This window comes from Arthrobacter sp. K410C, assembly GCF_059090105.1.
In genome coordinates this window covers 251647-267279 of the sequence record NZ_JBNHFJ010000002.1, presented here as the reverse complement: position 1 = coordinate 267279, position 15633 = coordinate 251647, and the positions used below count along the sequence as shown (strand labels likewise).

At 65.9% G+C, this 15633-nt stretch carries 17 protein-coding genes and 1 tRNA gene; 6 read left to right on the top strand and 12 right to left on the bottom strand.

Annotation, left to right across the window (positions count from 1 at the left end):
* The first annotated feature begins 8 nt into the window (after positions 1 to 8).
* The 5 genes from AC5RU7_RS06140 (at position 9) to AC5RU7_RS06120 (ending at position 4179) form a co-directional block, all read left to right on the top strand.
* On the top strand, positions 9 to 1190 hold the full coding sequence (locus AC5RU7_RS06140) for a sensor histidine kinase (RefSeq protein ID WP_494051540.1): 1182 nt from the start codon (positions 9 to 11) through the stop codon (positions 1188 to 1190).
* A gap of 35 nt (positions 1191 to 1225) precedes the next feature.
* The gene (locus AC5RU7_RS06135; RefSeq protein ID WP_494051539.1) at positions 1226 to 1942 is read left to right on the top strand and encodes a LytR/AlgR family response regulator transcription factor; all 717 of its coding nucleotides are present in this window, start codon (positions 1226 to 1228) and stop codon (positions 1940 to 1942) included.
* The gene (locus AC5RU7_RS06130) at positions 1939 to 2289 is read left to right on the top strand and encodes a DUF485 domain-containing protein (RefSeq protein ID WP_494051538.1); all 351 of its coding nucleotides are present in this window, start codon (positions 1939 to 1941) and stop codon (positions 2287 to 2289) included. Before AC5RU7_RS06135 ends, AC5RU7_RS06130 begins: the two co-directional genes overlap by 4 nt.
* Positions 2290 to 2356: 67 nt before the next feature.
* Positions 2357 to 3823, top strand: a complete 1467-nt coding sequence (locus AC5RU7_RS06125; RefSeq protein WP_494051537.1) for a sodium/solute symporter — start codon at positions 2357 to 2359, stop codon at positions 3821 to 3823.
* A gap of 11 nt (positions 3824 to 3834) precedes the next feature.
* Positions 3835 to 4179, top strand: coding sequence for a hypothetical protein (locus AC5RU7_RS06120; RefSeq protein WP_494051536.1), 345 nt, complete (start codon positions 3835 to 3837; stop codon positions 4177 to 4179).
* Positions 4180 to 4194: 15 nt separating this feature from the next.
* On the opposite strand, the gene AC5RU7_RS06115 is transcribed toward AC5RU7_RS06120, so the two are convergent.
* From AC5RU7_RS06115 to rpsB, 6 genes are all read right to left on the bottom strand, one after another.
* Entirely contained in the window at positions 4195 to 4779 is a 585-nt protein-coding gene (locus AC5RU7_RS06115) for a DivIVA domain-containing protein (protein WP_494051535.1), read from the bottom strand.
* Positions 4780 to 4853: 74 nt separating this feature from the next.
* Positions 4854 to 5777, bottom strand: a complete 924-nt coding sequence (locus AC5RU7_RS06110) for a phosphatidate cytidylyltransferase (RefSeq protein ID WP_494010491.1) — start codon at positions 5775 to 5777, stop codon at positions 4854 to 4856.
* A complete protein-coding gene (frr, locus tag AC5RU7_RS06105; RefSeq protein ID WP_494051534.1) occupies positions 5777 to 6334 on the bottom strand; it encodes a ribosome recycling factor in 558 nt (185 codons plus the stop codon). The genes AC5RU7_RS06110 and frr overlap by 1 nt, the downstream gene beginning before the upstream one ends.
* Positions 6335 to 6461: 127 nt before the next feature.
* On the bottom strand, positions 6462 to 7199 hold the full coding sequence (gene pyrH / locus AC5RU7_RS06100) for a UMP kinase (RefSeq protein ID WP_009357885.1): 738 nt from the start codon (positions 7197 to 7199) through the stop codon (positions 6462 to 6464).
* Between the two features lie 134 nt (positions 7200 to 7333).
* Complete coding sequence (gene tsf / locus AC5RU7_RS06095) at positions 7334 to 8170, bottom strand: translation elongation factor Ts (protein WP_142044739.1); 837 nt, start codon at positions 8168 to 8170, stop codon at positions 7334 to 7336.
* Positions 8171 to 8297: 127 nt separating this feature from the next.
* Complete coding sequence (rpsB, locus tag AC5RU7_RS06090) at positions 8298 to 9149, bottom strand: 30S ribosomal protein S2 (RefSeq protein ID WP_009357887.1); 852 nt, start codon at positions 9147 to 9149, stop codon at positions 8298 to 8300.
* A gap of 450 nt (positions 9150 to 9599) precedes the next feature.
* Here rpsB and AC5RU7_RS06085 point away from each other — a divergent pair, with 450 nt between their 5' ends.
* On the top strand, positions 9600 to 10190 hold the full coding sequence (locus AC5RU7_RS06085) for a M23 family metallopeptidase (protein WP_494051533.1): 591 nt from the start codon (positions 9600 to 9602) through the stop codon (positions 10188 to 10190).
* Between the two features lie 45 nt (positions 10191 to 10235).
* Here the strand turns inward: AC5RU7_RS06085 and AC5RU7_RS06080 are convergent, their stop codons facing one another.
* The 6 genes from AC5RU7_RS06080 to AC5RU7_RS06055 form a co-directional block, all read right to left on the bottom strand.
* A complete protein-coding gene (locus AC5RU7_RS06080) occupies positions 10236 to 11426 on the bottom strand; it encodes an acyl-CoA dehydrogenase family protein (RefSeq protein WP_494051532.1) in 1191 nt (396 codons plus the stop codon).
* A gap of 138 nt (positions 11427 to 11564) precedes the next feature.
* Positions 11565 to 11638, bottom strand: a tRNA-Ile gene (locus AC5RU7_RS06075).
* A 73-nt stretch (positions 11639 to 11711) separates the two neighbouring features.
* Positions 11712 to 12908, bottom strand: a complete 1197-nt coding sequence (locus AC5RU7_RS06070; protein ID WP_494010494.1) for a glycosyltransferase — start codon at positions 12906 to 12908, stop codon at positions 11712 to 11714.
* A gap of 110 nt (positions 12909 to 13018) precedes the next feature.
* Positions 13019 to 13927 carry a DMT family transporter gene (locus AC5RU7_RS06065; RefSeq protein WP_494051531.1) on the bottom strand — a complete coding sequence of 303 codons (909 nt, stop codon included), beginning with the start codon at positions 13925 to 13927 and terminating at the stop codon, positions 13019 to 13021.
* Positions 13927 to 14550 carry a CDP-alcohol phosphatidyltransferase family protein gene (locus AC5RU7_RS06060; RefSeq protein WP_494051530.1) on the bottom strand — a complete coding sequence of 208 codons (624 nt, stop codon included), beginning with the start codon at positions 14548 to 14550 and terminating at the stop codon, positions 13927 to 13929. Before AC5RU7_RS06060 ends, AC5RU7_RS06065 begins: the two co-directional genes overlap by 1 nt.
* Before the next feature lie 88 nt (positions 14551 to 14638).
* A complete protein-coding gene (locus AC5RU7_RS06055; protein WP_494051529.1) occupies positions 14639 to 15493 on the bottom strand; it encodes a phage holin family protein in 855 nt (284 codons plus the stop codon).
* Between the last annotated feature and the right edge of the window lie 140 nt (positions 15494 to 15633).

Genomic DNA, 15633 nt, shown 5'->3' with positions numbered 1-15633 from the left:
TGGGCTCCATGCCGGACTCCCCCCTCCTGACCGCCGCGGCCGTGGCCGTGATCGCCATGGCCATCGCCGTCGTCGTCGGCGTGGGACTCAAGGTGCTCCGCTCCTTCCGGGACCTCGGCACGGACGCCGAACGCGCCACCTACCACACGCTGCACGCGGCGTCCCAGGCCGGCCAGCACCTGCGGCGCGGCCTGAATCCGGCCGGGGCGGCGAAAGCCAGCCGGCAACTGCGCACCCTGCTGGGCTCGGATGCCCTGGCCATCACGGACACGTCCGGCGTCCTGGCCTGGGACGGCGCAGGCGAGGAACTCAAGCCCCGGCTGATGGAACTTGCTGCTCCCGTTCTGGCAGGAGGCCGGACCGCCGTGTTGCCGGCCGGCGCGGACGGTACCGGCGGCGGCCTTGCGGCCGTCATCGCGCCCGTGCGGGCAGACTCCCGCGTGGTGGGCGCCGTCGCGGCTTTCGCGCCGTCGGCCGGCGCCGGACTGGTGCGGGCTACCGGCGAGGTGGCGGACTGGGTGGCCGTCCAGGTGGAGCTGGCAGAGCTGGACGCGTCCCGGACCCTGCTGATGGAAGCCGAGGTGCGGGCGCTGCGGGCGCAGATCAGCCCGCACTTCATCTACAACTCCCTCAACGCCATCGCCTCCTTCATCAACACGGATCCCCAGCGGGCGCGGGAACTGGTGGTCGAGTTCGCGGACTTCACGCGCTATTCGTTCCGCCGGCACGGGGACTTCACCACGCTCGCCGAGGAACTGCGCTGCATTGACCGCTACCTGCTGTTGGAGCGCGCCCGCTTCGGCGAGCGGGTGCAGGTCAGCCTGCGGGTGGCGCCCGAGGTGCTCAGCACGGTGATCCCGTTCCTCAGCCTGCAGCCGCTGGTGGAGAACGCCGTGCGGCACGGCCTGGAAGCCAAGGAAGGGCCGGGCCACATCAGCATCACCGCGGAAGACGCCGGAGCGTTTGCCGAGGTGACCATCGAGGACGACGGCGTGGGCATGGACCCCGCGCAGCTCCAGTCAATGCTCGCCGGGCATACCGATGGCGAGCACGTGGGGCTGCGGAACGTGGACGCCCGGCTCCGCCAGGTCTACGGCAACGAGCACGGGCTGATCATCGAGACAGCTCCAGGCGAAGGCACCCTGATCACCATGCGGGTGCCCAAGTCCCAGCCCGGCCATGACGCCTGATCCGGCTCGCGCCGCCGGAAAGCTACCCTAGGAGGATGATTAACGTCCTCGTCGTTGATGATGAGCTGCCCGCCGTGGAAGAACTCGCGTTCCTGCTGGGCAGGGACGCCAGGATCGGCAAAATCCTCCGCGCGACCTCCGGGACCGAAGCCCTCCGGGCCTTGTCCACCGGGTCCGTGGACGCCGTCTTCCTGGACATCCATATGCCGGCCGTCTCCGGACTGGACATCGCCCGCGCCATTTCCACGAGCAGTAATCCGCCGGCGGTAGTGTTTGTCACCGCGGACGAGGAACACGCCCTGGCGGCCTTCGAACTCGCCGCCGTCGACTACCTCCTCAAGCCCATCCGGGCAGAGCGCCTGGCCCGGTCGGTGGGCCGGATCGCAGAGCTGCGCGACGGCGGCGGCTCGCCGGAGATGATCACGGTGGACCAGGGCGGAACCACCAAAATGATCAGGCGCGACGACGTCACGCACGTGCAGGCGCAGGGAGACTATGCCCGGCTCCACACAGCCGACGCCAGCTACCTCATCCGGGTCCCGCTGGCCGATCTTGAGCAGCAGTGGGCGGAAGCCGGTTTTATCCGTACACACCGTTCCTACCTGGTGTCGCTCAAGCACGTCACCTCCATGAAGCTTGCGGCCGACGGTCCCTGCGTCACGGTGGCAGGGGCCAGCCTTCCGATCAGCAGGCGCCACCTGCCCCTGGTGCGGGAAAAGCTTGAGGCCACCCGGATCAGGCCCAGCGCATGACCAGGGTGCGCGTGACCGCTCCCGCCACCGCGGCCCGGGCCGCGCAGGAGAGCCGCGAAGCCGCGCTGGAATCGGACGTGGGCCAGGTTTTCGTCCGGTCCCTGATCAGGTCGCAGCTGCGGCTGGCCCTGGTAGTGGCCTTCGGCTTCCTGCTGATCCTTGCCGCGTTTCCGCTGCTCCTGGCCACAGTCCCGGGCCTGTCAGAAGCCCGCGTGGCGGGAATCCCGTTCGGCTGGCTCCTGCTGGGGGTGGGAACCTACCCCGTGATCGGGCTCAGCGCGTGGCTGTACATCCGGACTGCCGCCCGCAACGAGGCCCGCTACCGCGACCTGGCCGGTGACCAGTGAGCGCGGTGCCAAACGAGCATCGTGCCGGTGACCAGGGTGCGGGCGGGCGGGGCAAGGTGACGCCACAGTGAATCCCGGCGTGGCGATCACTTCCCTGGCCGTGGTTTCCGTGGCCACAGCGGTGATCGGCTTCTACGGCCTGCGGATCTCCCGCACCACCGGCGACTTCTACGTGGCATCACGGACCGTGCGCCCCTGGTGGAATGCCTCGGCCATTGGCGGCGAGTACCTGTCCGCCGCGAGTTTCCTGGGTGTGGCCGGACTCATCCTGCTGTCCGGTACCGACGCGCTGTGGTTTCCGGTGGGATACACGGCGGGGTACCTGATGCTGCTGCTGTTCGTGGCGGCGCCGCTGCGGCGCTCCGGCGCGTATACGATTCCTGATTTCACCGAGGCCAGGCTGGACTCGCGGGCCGTCCGCAAGGTTACCAGCCTGGTGGTGGTGCTGGTGGGCTGGCTCTACATCGTCCCGCAGCTGCAGGGCGCCGCCCTGACCATCCGGATCACCACCGGCCTGCCGTCGTGGGTGGGGTCCTTGGCTGTCGTGGTGGTCGTCTGCCTCACGGTGGTGGCTGGCGGGATGCGCTCCATCACGTTCGTCCAGGCGTTCCAGTACTGGCTGAAGCTGACAGCCCTGGCAGTGCCCGTGCTGTTCATCATGTTCATGCTCGCCGGCAACGGCACCCCCGAGCTGTCGCCGCCCGCGGTCAATCCCACCGGTGCACCCCCTGCCGGGCTCTACCAGGGCGTTTCCCTGATGGTGGCCCTGCTGTTCGGCACGCTGGGGCTGCCGCACGTGCTGGTCCGGTTCTACACCAACCCGGACGGGCATTCCGCGCGGCGGACCACCCTGATCGTCCTGGGGCTGCTCTCCGTCTTCTACCTGTTTCCCACCGCCTGCGGTCTGGTGGCACGAATGTTTGCCCCGGACCTGGCACGTTCCGGCCAGGCCGACGCAGTGGTGCTCCTGCTCCCGGGGAAACTGGTGGGCGGAACGGCCGGGGAACTGCTCTCGGCGCTGGTGGTGGCGGGCGCTTTCGCCGCGTTCCTGTCCACCACGTCGGGCCTGGTGGTCTCCCTGGCCGGCGTGATCAGCCAGGACGTCCTGGGCGCCGGCGTCAACGGGTTCCGGCTCGCGGCGGTGGTGTCCGCCGTCGTGCCGCTGGGATTTGCCTTCGTGACCGATTCCTTCACCCTGGCCGGCAGCGTAGGCCTGGTATTCGCCTTTACCGCCTCCACCGTTTGTCCCGTCCTGCTCCTGGGCATATGGTGGCGGGGCCTGACCGACGCCGGCGCCATCGCCGGGATGGTGACCGGCGGGCTTCTGTGCGGCGGGGCCATGATCACCAGCGCGGTGGCAGGGGCCGGGCATACCCCGGGCTGGCTGGCACAGCCGGCTGCGTGGAGCGTCCCCGCAGCGTTCGCGGTGATGGTGGTTGTTTCACTCGCCACTGCCCGGCGGGTACCGAAGTCCATGGCACGGGTCATGACCCGTCTGCACACCCCGGAGCGGCCGCTGGCCACGGAACGCTGATTGGGTGGGCAATGACGCCATCCACCGACGGCGAAAGTCCGTTAGGCCGGCAGGAGCCGGTGCCTCTGGCGGTGCGGGCGCAGTTGCTCGCCACCGAGCACTGGGGCCTGCTGGCATCCCGCAGCACCACCCGAAGCGAGGTCCTCACCAGGATCAGCATGTTCCTGACGTTCACCTCGGCCAGCATCGTCAGCGTGGCCCTGGTAGGTCAGGCAGGGATGACGGCGGCGATCATCGTGGGTGCAATCTGCGCCGTCGCGTTCGTGGTTGCGTGGTCCGTCTACGGCTACCGCAGCTACGCCGGAATCTGGCGAAGGTTCACGCCGCTGTCCCCCACCCCGCCGGGCGAAAGCTGAGCCTCGCCGGCCGGGTCAGTCGATCGCAGCCATCAGTTCGACGACCCGGTCCAGGAACGCATCCACCTGGGCTTCCTCGTAGCCTTCGCGGCCGACGGCGGGCCGGAATACCGCCCGGCGGACGCTGTCCACGCTCAGCGGCTTGTCCTGTTCCAGGTACGCCACGAGTTCCCGGCACAAGCGGTCCACGTCTGCCGTATTGTAGCTGCGCGCCTTCTTCCTGGCTGGGCGGCGGAAACGCTCGCCGTCGGGCCGGTGCAACCGCCCGCGGAGGATCCCGGAAAGGTTCCCGATCTCCCGCAGCCAGGCTTCCTCGCCCTGGGCTGCAATCAGTTCATCCCGTTCCCTCCTGGCGAAGGCGTCCTCAAGCCGGTCCAGGGCAGCGTCCACCACCGCGGCCGAGTAGCCGCCCTTGACCGGATCAAAGGAGACAGCCCGGACGTCGGCACTGTTGACGGGATGGGTTGCGGCTTCGGGGGTTTCCAGGGAAACCCGCGCGCGCTGCAGGAACTGGTCAACCTGCCTGGCGTTGTACCCGTACTCGCTGCGCTGCACGCGCTCAAAGGACCCGGGGATCTGCCGATGAATGTCCAATGCCACTGTGATTCCTTCAATGCTCTTCGGCCGTAGCGCCGCTGCACCAGTTTAGAGGTGCCGGGCCAGCCGGGTGTGTGTCAGGCTCCGGCGACCAGTCCGTAAAGGACAAAGACAACAGGGGATGCAAACACGATGGAGTCGAGCCTGTCCATGACTCCACCATGCCCGGGCAGGATGCTGCTCATGTCCTTGACGCCCAGTTCGCGCTTGACCATGGATTCGGCGAGGTCGCCGGCCGTGGAAGCGGCCACGGTACCGACCGCCAACACCACCCCCACCCACCAGGGCTTGTCGAGGATGAACAAGCAGGCAAGGATGCCGATGAGCACGGCGCCGCCCACCGAACCGGCGAATCCCTCCCAGGACTTCTTCGGGCTGATCTTGGGCGCCATGGGATGTTTCCCCAGGGATGCACCCACCAGGTAACCGAAGGTGTCGTTGGACACGACCAGCAGGAGCATCACCGCCACCTGCCACGCCCCTTCGGGAATGGTCCCGCCGGGCCAGAACCCCAGCGGGGAGGCCCCGCCGGTGGCGTGCAGCGGCAGCGCCGCGAAGCTGATGAAGAACGGGACCCAGCCCAGGGTGAAGACGCCGGCAAAGATACTGTTGGCCGAGCCTGCTGCGCTTTCGATGGACCGCCACAGGAGCACGGCGACAGAACTGAGCAGCATGCCGAACAGCAGGCTTTCGATACCGCCGAAGTAGGCCACGAACGGCATGGCCACCGTGCCGGTCATGACCGGCACGATGGGCATCCTGGTTCCGTTGGCTTCCAGCGCCCGATAGATTTCCCAGACGCCGAAGACGGCGAAGGCCGTGGTGACGGCAACGAAGGCGAGCGGGAGGAACAGGAGTCCGCCCAGCACCGCAAAGAGCATGGCAAGGCCCACCACGACGGCGGCCGGCAGGTTGCGGCCGGCCTTCGGCGTCGGATTGCTCCTGGGCTGCTTCCCCCGTGTGCGTGCCCGTGGTGCGGGGGCCTGATCTGCCTGGCCCATTAGACTTCGAGCAGCTCTGCTTCCTTGCGCTTCAGAAGCTCGTCGATGCCATCCACGTGGGCCTTGGTGATGCTGTCCAGTTCCTTCTCGGCGCGGGTGCCCTCGTCCTCGCCGGCCTCGCCGTCCTTGACCAGCCGGTCCAGGGCTTCCTTGGCCTTGCGCCGGATGTTGCGGATGGAGATCTTGGCGTCTTCGCCCTTGGTCTTGACGATCTTGACGTATTCCTTGCGGCGTTCCTTGGTCAGTTCCGGAATGGTGATCCGGATGACGTTGCCGTCGTTGGACGGGTTGGCGCCTACCTCGGAGTCGCTCAGCGCGCGTTCGATATCTCGCATCGCGGTCTTGTCGAACGGGGTGATCAGGATGGTCCGTGCGTCCGGGATGGCGAACGAGGCCAGCTGCTGCAGCGGCGTGGGGGAACCGTAGTAGTCCACCAGGACCTTGTTGTAGAGTCCCGGGTTGGCCCGGCCGGTGCGGACGGCGGCGAAGTCTTCCTTGGCCACTTCTACAGCCTTGTCCATCTTCTCTTCGGCTTCGAGCAAGGTTTCTTCTATCACGGTCTCTCCTGACGGTTGTGGTGCAGTCCGGGGCGCCGGCTCCGTGCACGCGGTTCTCGGTTGCTGTTTCCGTCCCCCGTCCTGGAAGGCGGGGGGCGGAACTGTCCTGAAAACATCCTAGCCGCAGCTAGGCAGTGACCAGCGTGCCCAGCTTTTCGCCGAGGATTGCGCGGGTGACGTTGCCTTCACCTTCCATGCCGAACACCACCATGGAGAGGTTGTTGTCCTTGCACATGGTCATGGCCGTCTGGTCCATGACACGGATGTCGCGGCGGAGCGCATCGTCGTAGCTGAGCGTTTCAAGCCGCTCGGCAGAGGGGTCCTTCTTGGGATCGGCGGTGTATACGGCGTCCACTCCACTCTTGGCCATCAGGACGACGTCGGCGTGGACCTCGAGCGCACGCTGCGCGGCAACGGTATCGGTGGAGAAGTAGGGCAGGCCCGCTCCGGCGCCGAAGATCACCACGCGGCCCTTTTCCATGTGCCGGATGGCGCGGCGGGGAATGTAGGCCTCGGCCACCTGGCCCATGGTGATGGCGCTCTGGACACGGGTCTCCACGCCGGCCTGTTCCAGGAAGTCCTGGAGGGCCAGGCAGTTCATGACGGTTCCCAGCATGCCCATGTAGTCGGCGCGGGAGCGGTCCATGCCGCTCTGGGACAGTTCGGCGCCGCGGAAGAAGTTGCCGCCGCCAACCACGATGGCCACCTCAACCTCGGGGACGGCCGCCGCGATCTGCTTGGCGACGTCGCGGACGGTTTCGGGGTCGACGCCCAGTTTCCCGCCGCCGAAGACCTCGCCGGAAAGCTTCAGGAGGACCCGGCGCCTGCTTTTCTCTGGCTGGATTACAGTGTTGACGGCTTCCATGATGCCTTCCCGTTGATGACTCTGAAAAAAGGTTATCCTGCCGGTACCAAAGGTCGATACCGGCGGCGGTTCGCACAGATCGCGTGCATGCAAAAGGGGCGGCCACCGAAGTGGCCACCCCCTTGCAGTTTCGACTAGGAGCCGACGCGGAAACGCGTGAACGCGGTTCCCTTGACACCGGCCTCTTCGAGGACCTGTGCCACGGACTTCTTGGCGTCCTTCGCGAATGCCTGGTCAACCAGGACCTCGCCCTTGTAGAAGCCGGTCACGCGGCCTTCCACGATCTTGGTGAGGGCGGCTTCGGGCTTGCCTTCGGCCTTGGCGGTTTCTTCGGCGATGCGGCGCTCGGACTCCACCAACTCGGACGGAACGTCGTCGCGGGTCAGGTAGTTCGGGGCCATCGCGGCGATGTGCACGGCAACGTCGTGGGCGGCGGTGGCAGCGGCTTCGCCTTCACCGTCGACTGCGAACAGCACGCCAACCTGGGCGGGCAGGTCCTTGGAGGTCTTGTGCAGGTAAGCGTCAACCGTGGCACCCTCAACGCGGGAGATGCGGCGGACAACAACCTTCTCGCCCAGGACAGCGCCTTCTTCGACGACGACCTCGGACAGCGGCTTGCCATCGACCTCGGTGGCGAGCAGGGTCTCCAGGTCGGCAGCGCCGGACTCGACGGCAACGGCCAGGACCTTGTCAGCCAGCTGGATGAACTTGTCAGCCTTGGCAACGAAGTCGGTCTCACAGTTGACCTCGATCATGACGCCGACGCCGTTGCTGACCTTGGCAGCCACGAGGCCTTCGGCGGTGGAGCGGCCTTCACGCTTGGTGGCGCCCTTGAGGCCCTTGATGCGGATGATTTCGATGGCCTTCTCGGCGTCGCCGTTGGCTTCGTCAAGAGCCTTCTTGACGTCCATCATGCCGGCGCCGGTGCGCTCGCGCAGGGCCTTGATGTCCGCGGCAGTGTAGTTCGCCATGTGAACCCCTCTGTCTAGAAATTTGTTGTGGTGTACGGACCGACAGGACGGCTGCCCATCTTCATGGGCGGCCATCCTGTCAGCAGCTCCGGCTGCAGGCAGCGCGGAGAATCCGGATTTAGTTGTCTTACTTGGCGTCGTCGGCGGGAGCTTCGGCAGCAGCCGGAGCTTCAGCTTCTTCTGCCGCAGCAGGGGCAGCAGCCTCTTCGGCCTTGCTGCCTTCCAGGAGTTCGCGCTCCCACTCGGCCAGCGGCTCTTCCGGAGCTTCGGCAGCGCCCGAGCCGCGGTTGTTGCGGGCGATGAGGCCCTCGGCAACAGCGTCGGCAACAACGCGGGTCAGGAGGTTCACGGAGCGGATGGCGTCGTCGTTGCCCGGGATCGGGAAGTCGACTTCGTCCGGATCGCAGTTGGTGTCCAGGATGGCCACAACCGGGATGTTCAGCTTCTTGGCCTCGTCAACGGCGAGGTGTTCCTTCTTGGTGTCCACGACCCAGAGCAGGGACGGTGCCTTGGTCAGGTTGCGGATACCGCCGAGGTTGGACTCGAGCTTGGTGAGTTCGCGCTTGAGGAGCAGCAGCTCCTTCTTGGTGTACGCGGAACCGGCGACGTCGTCGAAGTCGATCTCTTCGAGTTCCTTCATGCGCTGGATGCGCTTGGCGACGGTCTGGAAGTTGGTCAGCATACCGCCGAGCCAGCGCTGGTTGACGTAGGGCTGGCCAACGCGGGTTGCCTGCTCGGCAATTGCTTCCTGGGCCTGCTTCTTGGTGCCGACGAAGAGCACGGTGCCGCCGTGGGCCACAGTGGCCTTGACGAACTCGTAGGCGCGGTCGATGTAGGACAGCGACTGCTGCAGGTCGATGATGTAGATGCCGTTGCGCTCGGTGAAGATGAAGCGCTTCATCTTCGGGTTCCAACGGCGGGTCTGGTGTCCAAAGTGGACGCCGCTGTCAAGCAGCTGGCGCATGGTTACGACGGGCATGCCGACGCTCCTTCCGGCAGGTCATTCATGAGAGAGCCCTCAGGCTTCTTACCCTGCCAATAGTTGACGGTTGATTTAGCGTGGCCCGGGGTTGGGCCGTGCTCCTGGCATCCATCACGCTTCCCATCCGCGCTGTAGGGCACGGACCGAAGGAGGCATGATCCTCTGAAGGCTGGGCTGGAGCTTTCACCTTGTGGAGGGCTGGATGCGCGTAGTCAGCTGCCGCTCCCCCACACTCCTGAATGGGGCGTGCCGACGCAATCCGGACAGGCAAATGCACCGCAGGGGTGATCCACTGGTACGGGAAGCGTTGAGGGCGCAGCAAACTGCTCCACCAAGTGTACTACAGGGACCCGCTTCCGCCGGACAGCACCGGCCGGCAGGAACGGCTTATCCACATAGGTCCCGCCATGCCTGCCGGCCCCGCTTTTCCGGGCGCATGCTGGCCCCATGAAACCCCAGCTTCTCCTGGCCGCACTGCTGATGCTTCCCGCTTCGGTGGGGTCCGCAGCACAACCCCCGCCGTTCGGCCCCGCTCCCCTTTCGGCCCCGGCGGGGACGACTGCGGAGACGACTGCGGGGACGACGACGGCCGAGGACATTGGCCCCGATGTTGCGGCACCCTCCTGGCAGTGGCCGCTTGCGCCACGGCCGCGGGTGCTGCGGGATTTCGATCCTCCACCGAAGCCATGGCTGAGCGGGCACCGGGGCGTGGACCTCGCGGCAGCGCATGACGGTGTGGCGGTTACCTCTCCGGCAGCCGGCACGGTCAGCTTCGTGGGCGTCGTGGTTGACCGCCCCGTGATCACCATCGACCACGGGAACGGACTGCGGAGCAGCTTCGAACCGGTTGAGAGCACCCTCGCGGCCGGGGCCGCAGTCGGCGCCGGCCAGGTTGTAGGCACGGCACTTCCCGGCCATTGCGGAACTGCAGCCTGCATCCATTGGGGCGTGCGTCGGGGCGATGATTACGTCAATCCCCTGCAGTTCGTCATGGACCTGAGGCCTTCCATCCTCCTGCCACTGGGCGGCCCACCCTAGCGAAGCGAGGTCGCACAACGGCGACCGGAGACAGAAGACAGTCGGTCAAACAATGGCCGAGATGCCGGTGATGGCCCGCCCGGTGACCAGGGTGTTGATTTCGGCGGTTCCCTCGTAGGAGTAGATGGCCTCGGCGTCGGCAAAGATCTTCGCCATCCCGTAGTCCGTCACGATGCCGTTGCCGCCCAGGATGCTCCGGCCGATGGCCGCGCTGTCCCGCATCCGCTCGGTGGTGAAGGCCTTGGCCAAGGCGGACTGCTCGTCCCTGGCCATCCCGGCGTCTTCGAGCTGCGAGAGCCGCACCATCATTCCCATGGAGCTGACGGCGTTGCCCAGAATCGTGACCAGCTGGCTCTGCACCAGCTGGAAGGACGCCAGCGGCCGGCCAAACTGATGCCGCTCTACCGCGTAGCGCCGGGCAACATCGAAGGTGGCCAGCTGCTGGCCCACCGCCTGCCAGGCGACACCGAGGCGGGTGACTTTGAGGACTTTGTTGACGTCGCGGAAACTGTTGGCGTGCTCCAGCTTGAAGAAGCCGGGCACCACCACGTTGTCCAGGGTGATGTCGGCGTTTTGGACGGTGCGGAGGGAGATCTTGTTCTCAATCTTTTCCGCGCTGAAACCTGGGAGTGCGGTATCCACCAGGAAGCCCTTGACCTGGTTGTCGTCCACGTCGCGCGCATACACGACGACCCAGTCGGAGAAGGTGGCGTTGCCGATCCAGCGCTTGGCCCCGTTGAGGATCCAGTTGGCGCCGTCCCGCCGCGCGATGGTCCGTGTACCGCCGGCAACGTCACTTCCGCCCAGCGGCTCGGTGAGCCCGAAAGCTCCGATCTTCTTCAGGGCGTAAATATCGGGAAGCCACGCGTCCTTCTGCTCCTGCGAGGCGAGGGTTTCGATGGACCCGGTAAACAGCCCGTCGTGAACGCCCATGAAGGTGGCGATAGAGGCATCGGCGCGTGTTACTTCGGCATGGAGCAGGCCGGCGAACAGGTTGGAGCAGCCCTGCCGCCGGACCGGGCTGACCAGGTCAAGCTCGGCGAGCTTGGGAATGAGGTTCATCGGGAACTCGCCACGGTTCCAGAAGTCCACGGCGATGGGCCGCACTTCCCGCGCCAGGAAGTCCCGGACTTCAGCCAGCCGGTCCTGCTCCTTGGCGGTGAGCAGCTGCTCAAAGGCGTAGAAGTCGCCGTCGGCGTAGGGAAGGTCAAAGGGGTCTGCAGCAGGCGTGGACATGGTTGCCCTCCAGGTGTTCAGCGGCCGGTACTCTCCACAGCGGAGAGGAGTAAGTTACTGGTCAGTAACATACCGCACATCAGGCGCTTAACAAAGGAAACCGCGGCTGACGAGAATCGTCGGCCGCGGTTTCAGGAGTAGGGCTACTCGGACTTGAACCGAGGACCTTAGGATTATGAGTCCCGCGCTCTAACCAGCTGAGCTATAGCCCCGTGCCGCCCGGCCACAGCGAAAACGAACTGCGGCGGCAGGGCAAAAACACTCTAGCAAAACCCGGAAGGGGTTTTAGACCACCTTGTCCTCGTAACCCGCGCCACGGTAGAGGTCTTCGAAGGTCTGCAGGGTGCCCTGGATGCTGTGCGGTTCCACCATCGCCCGGCTTGCCCTGCCCATGGCCTCCTGCTGGTCCTTGGGCAGCTGGAGGATCTGGGTGATCTTCTTGGCCAGGTCATCGCTGTCATTGGGGGTGAAGAGGTAGCCGTTTTCGCCGTCGCGCACCAAGTGCGGCAGCGCCATGGCGTCCGCCAACACCACCGGGGTGGAGGCGGACATGGCCTCGAGGGTCACCAGCGACTGCAGCTCGGCAGTGCCCGGCATGCAGAAAAGATCTGCCTTGATATAGGCCTTCCGCAGGTCCTCGTCGCTGACCAGGCCCAGGAACTTCACCCGGCTGCCCAGGCCCAGCCGCTGCACCAGTTCCTCCAGTGCGGTCCGTACTTCGCCGCCGCCCACGATCTCCAGGTGCACGTTCAGCTCCGGCGGGGTCTTGCCGATGGCCCGGATGAGGACGTCGACGTGTTTTTCCTCCGCGAGCCGGCCGGCGAACATCACGGTGGGGTGCGGGTGCGGCTCGATCAGCTCGCCCGGCTGCAGCTCGTAGGCGGCGGAGTCGATGCCGTTGGACAGCGGCAGGACCTTGCGAAGGAAAGCATGCTCGTGCATGGCCTTGGCCGCGAGCGGCGTGGGGGTGGTAATCACGTCCGCCTGGCCCATCACCTTGCCCATGTCCTTCCAGGAGATGCGGCCGATGATGTCCTTGAACCACTGCGGGAATGGCAGGAACGGGTTGAGGTTTTCCGGCATGAAGTGGTTGGTGGCCACGATCCGCACACCGCGCTTCACGGCCTCGTACAGAACGTGCTCGCCGATCATGTAGTGGCTCTGGATATGGACCACGTCCGGCTTCACGCGGTCGAACAGCAGGCTGATTTCCTTTTTGATTTCCCAGGGGAAGCAGATGCGAAAGTATTCATGGGTGGGGGCGGCGTGGGAGCGGAGCCGGTGCACCGTCGCCTCCTCACGGAACTCCGTGAAGCTCTTCCCCTTGCCGTCCCGGCAGGCCAGCACGTGCACGTTGTGGCCCCGGCCGGTCATGCCCTTGGCCAGGCGATAGCCGAACTGGGCTGCGCCATTGACGTGGGGCGGATAGGTGTCCGCGGCGATCAGGATGGTCAGTGGCGGCTGGTCGGCTGGCGTGGTCACGTGGAAAACTCCTGATGGTCACGGTGCGGACAGCGATGACTGGCAGCACGGCTGGCCCGGCGTGGTTCTGCCCGGCTTCGTGGACTTTGCTGGATCTGTAGTGGAACGGGCTAGTGGGAGGGCCTGCCCGCGGTCTTCCGCGCGTCCTTCTTGCGCTTGGTGACCTCGGGATGGTGGCGGGAAAGGGCGATAACCCCAACGATAGCAAGGGAAGCTGCGGTTCCCATGGCAATCGCCATAACGGCATGCACATCGGGCCGGAGTTCGCCGAGGATGACGATCCCGATGGCTATCCCCACGAGAGGATCGATCACTGTGAGGCCCGCGATAACGAGGTCTGGCGGACCCGAGGAGTAGGCGCTTTGGACAAACCATGACCCCAGCCCTCCTGCCGCGATGAGGGCCACTACCGAATACCACTGCACGTTCAGCAGGAACAACCCGTTGGGGTCCAAAAGGTGTTTGCCGATGATGCGGGTGAGGACGGCCACGAATCCAAAGAGGACGCCGGCACCGAGGATATAGACGAAAGCGTTTATCCGGTGCTTGAACATGACGGCCAATGTGCCGAAGAGTCCAACGGCGAGGGCCAGCAACAGCACGATGGTGAGTTCGGCGTCGAGGCTCACATGGTGGGTTTCCTGGGTGACGGTGACCGCCAGGAGGACAAAGAGCGCAGACCCGGTCACGCAAGCGGCAATGGCCACTACCGTTGCCCGGTTGATGGTGAGGTCTTGGTCCTTGGCATTGATGATGGTTGTGATGACGAGGGCGATGGCGCCAATTGGCTGGACGACAGTGAGCGGGGCGGACACGAGCGCCACTGCGTTCATGGCCATGCCAGCGCACAGCAGCAGGAGGCCGAACACCCACCGCGGGTTCCTGAGCAGGCGGAGGAAGCTGTTCGAGCTGAGTGCCAACCCCCCGGTGTCTGCCTTGACGGCGCTTCCCTGCCGCTGGGCACCCAGGGCGAGGCAAAAGGCTCCAAGCAGTGCAAGCAGAACGGCCACCCAGACCATCAGGTGGTCCCGCCGTCGTGATGCTGCTGCCTTCTGCCTTTCCGCAGGATGGCCCAAAAGTAGTTGTAGGCCGCGATCCAGTGGCCGATCAGACCGAGGCCCAGCACAATCCAGGCGGCCACGAACAACCCGTACGAAAATCCGGTATCCAGCTTTGAAAGAACCAGCATCGGCGTCCCCAGGAGCAGCAGCCCGGTCCGCACTTTGCCCACCACGCTGACCGGAAGGTCGGGGTGGCCGCCGAAGAACGAGAGCGTCAGGACCAGCAGGACGGCGTCCGGAACCACCAGCGCGGCGAGGTAGAGCCAATGCACGACGCCGGCAATCACCAGCGTGACCGCTACGGCGATCAGGGCAAGCCGGTCGGCGATGGGGTCCAGGACACGGCCCAGCTTCGAAGCCTGGTCGAAGCGGCGGGCGATGTAGCCATCGATCCAGTCGGTGCTTGCCATGACGGCGAGGACAACTACTCCGGCGCCGTATTCCTTTTGTGCCAGGACCAGCCAGATGAAAAGCGGAACGCCCATGAACCGCACCACTGTGAGCAGGTTGGGGATGGTGAAGACCACGTCATGGTCCACCTGGGGGCGTCCGGGACGGGCGCCGGCACCGATAAATTTCACCCGTCCCCCTTCCCTTCCTGCGCCTGGTTGGCGCGGTCTTGTCGTGGCCGGCAAGCGCGCCGGCGGTCAATGGCCGGTGGGCCGGCTGCTAGTACGTCCGGATCAGTTTCCGGAGCAGGACCAGCAGGACCGTCCCCGCGGCCGCCAGTGCCGCCAGCGGCTTCCAGCGATTTTGCAGTCCCCCGGTGGAACCGGAGAGCGCGGCCAGCCTTTCACCGGCGGAATCCTTCGCGCGAAGGGCGAGTGCCTGGCCCTCCCGGACCTTGCCCTGGGCTGCGGCGAGCAGGTACTGCGCCTGCGTCTTGACGTCCAGTTCGCTGCCGAGCTCGTCGCGGACCTCGGTGAGGTGGTGGCGGCGCTGGTTGAGGCGGCGCGCCAGCTCCGGTTCGGAAGCGTGCGGGAATTCCTTGTCGTGCTCGGCCGCCTTTGCCGCCTTCTCGGCCTTGGCCTTGGCGGCCGCCTGCTCCTTGGCAGCCTTGGCAGCTTTTGCCTCGGGGCTGTCCGGGTCGAGGACGGCGGCGTTGAAGGCGGAACCTTCCCTGGCGACGCCGACGTCGTGCCTAATGCCCCGGATGGTTTCTTCCGGAAGCAGGGGCATGGCCTTCTTGAACTTGCGCAGGCCGATCAGGCCGCCGATGAGCGCTATCAGCATGAACGCCGCGGATACCAGCAAAGCGGCCAGCCAGGCGGGCATGATGGTGGCCAGTCCCATGATGGCCGCAACGATGAGCCCAATCAGCAGGAATGCCAGGAAGACCAGTGCCACGGCGAAGAAGGCGGCAGCGACGCCCACCTGGACGCCCTTGCGCTTAAGTTCGAACTTGGCGAAGGCGATCTCGTCGTTCAGCTGGCGCGGGGCCAGCCGGAAGAGGAGTTTTAGCGTCCTGGGCAGCGCGGTGATGCGCAATCCGGGGCTGGTGCCCCCGCTGTGACGTCCGCTCATCGGTTCCGCCTTACTGGTTTTGTTCGATCCGGCTTCCGTATCCTGCAGGAAAGTGCTCGGCACAGTCCCCGGCACAAAACTACCATTCAGGTTCAGGGCGAACTTCGGGGCTTGCCGGACGGCGCGGCCTACAACGCTGA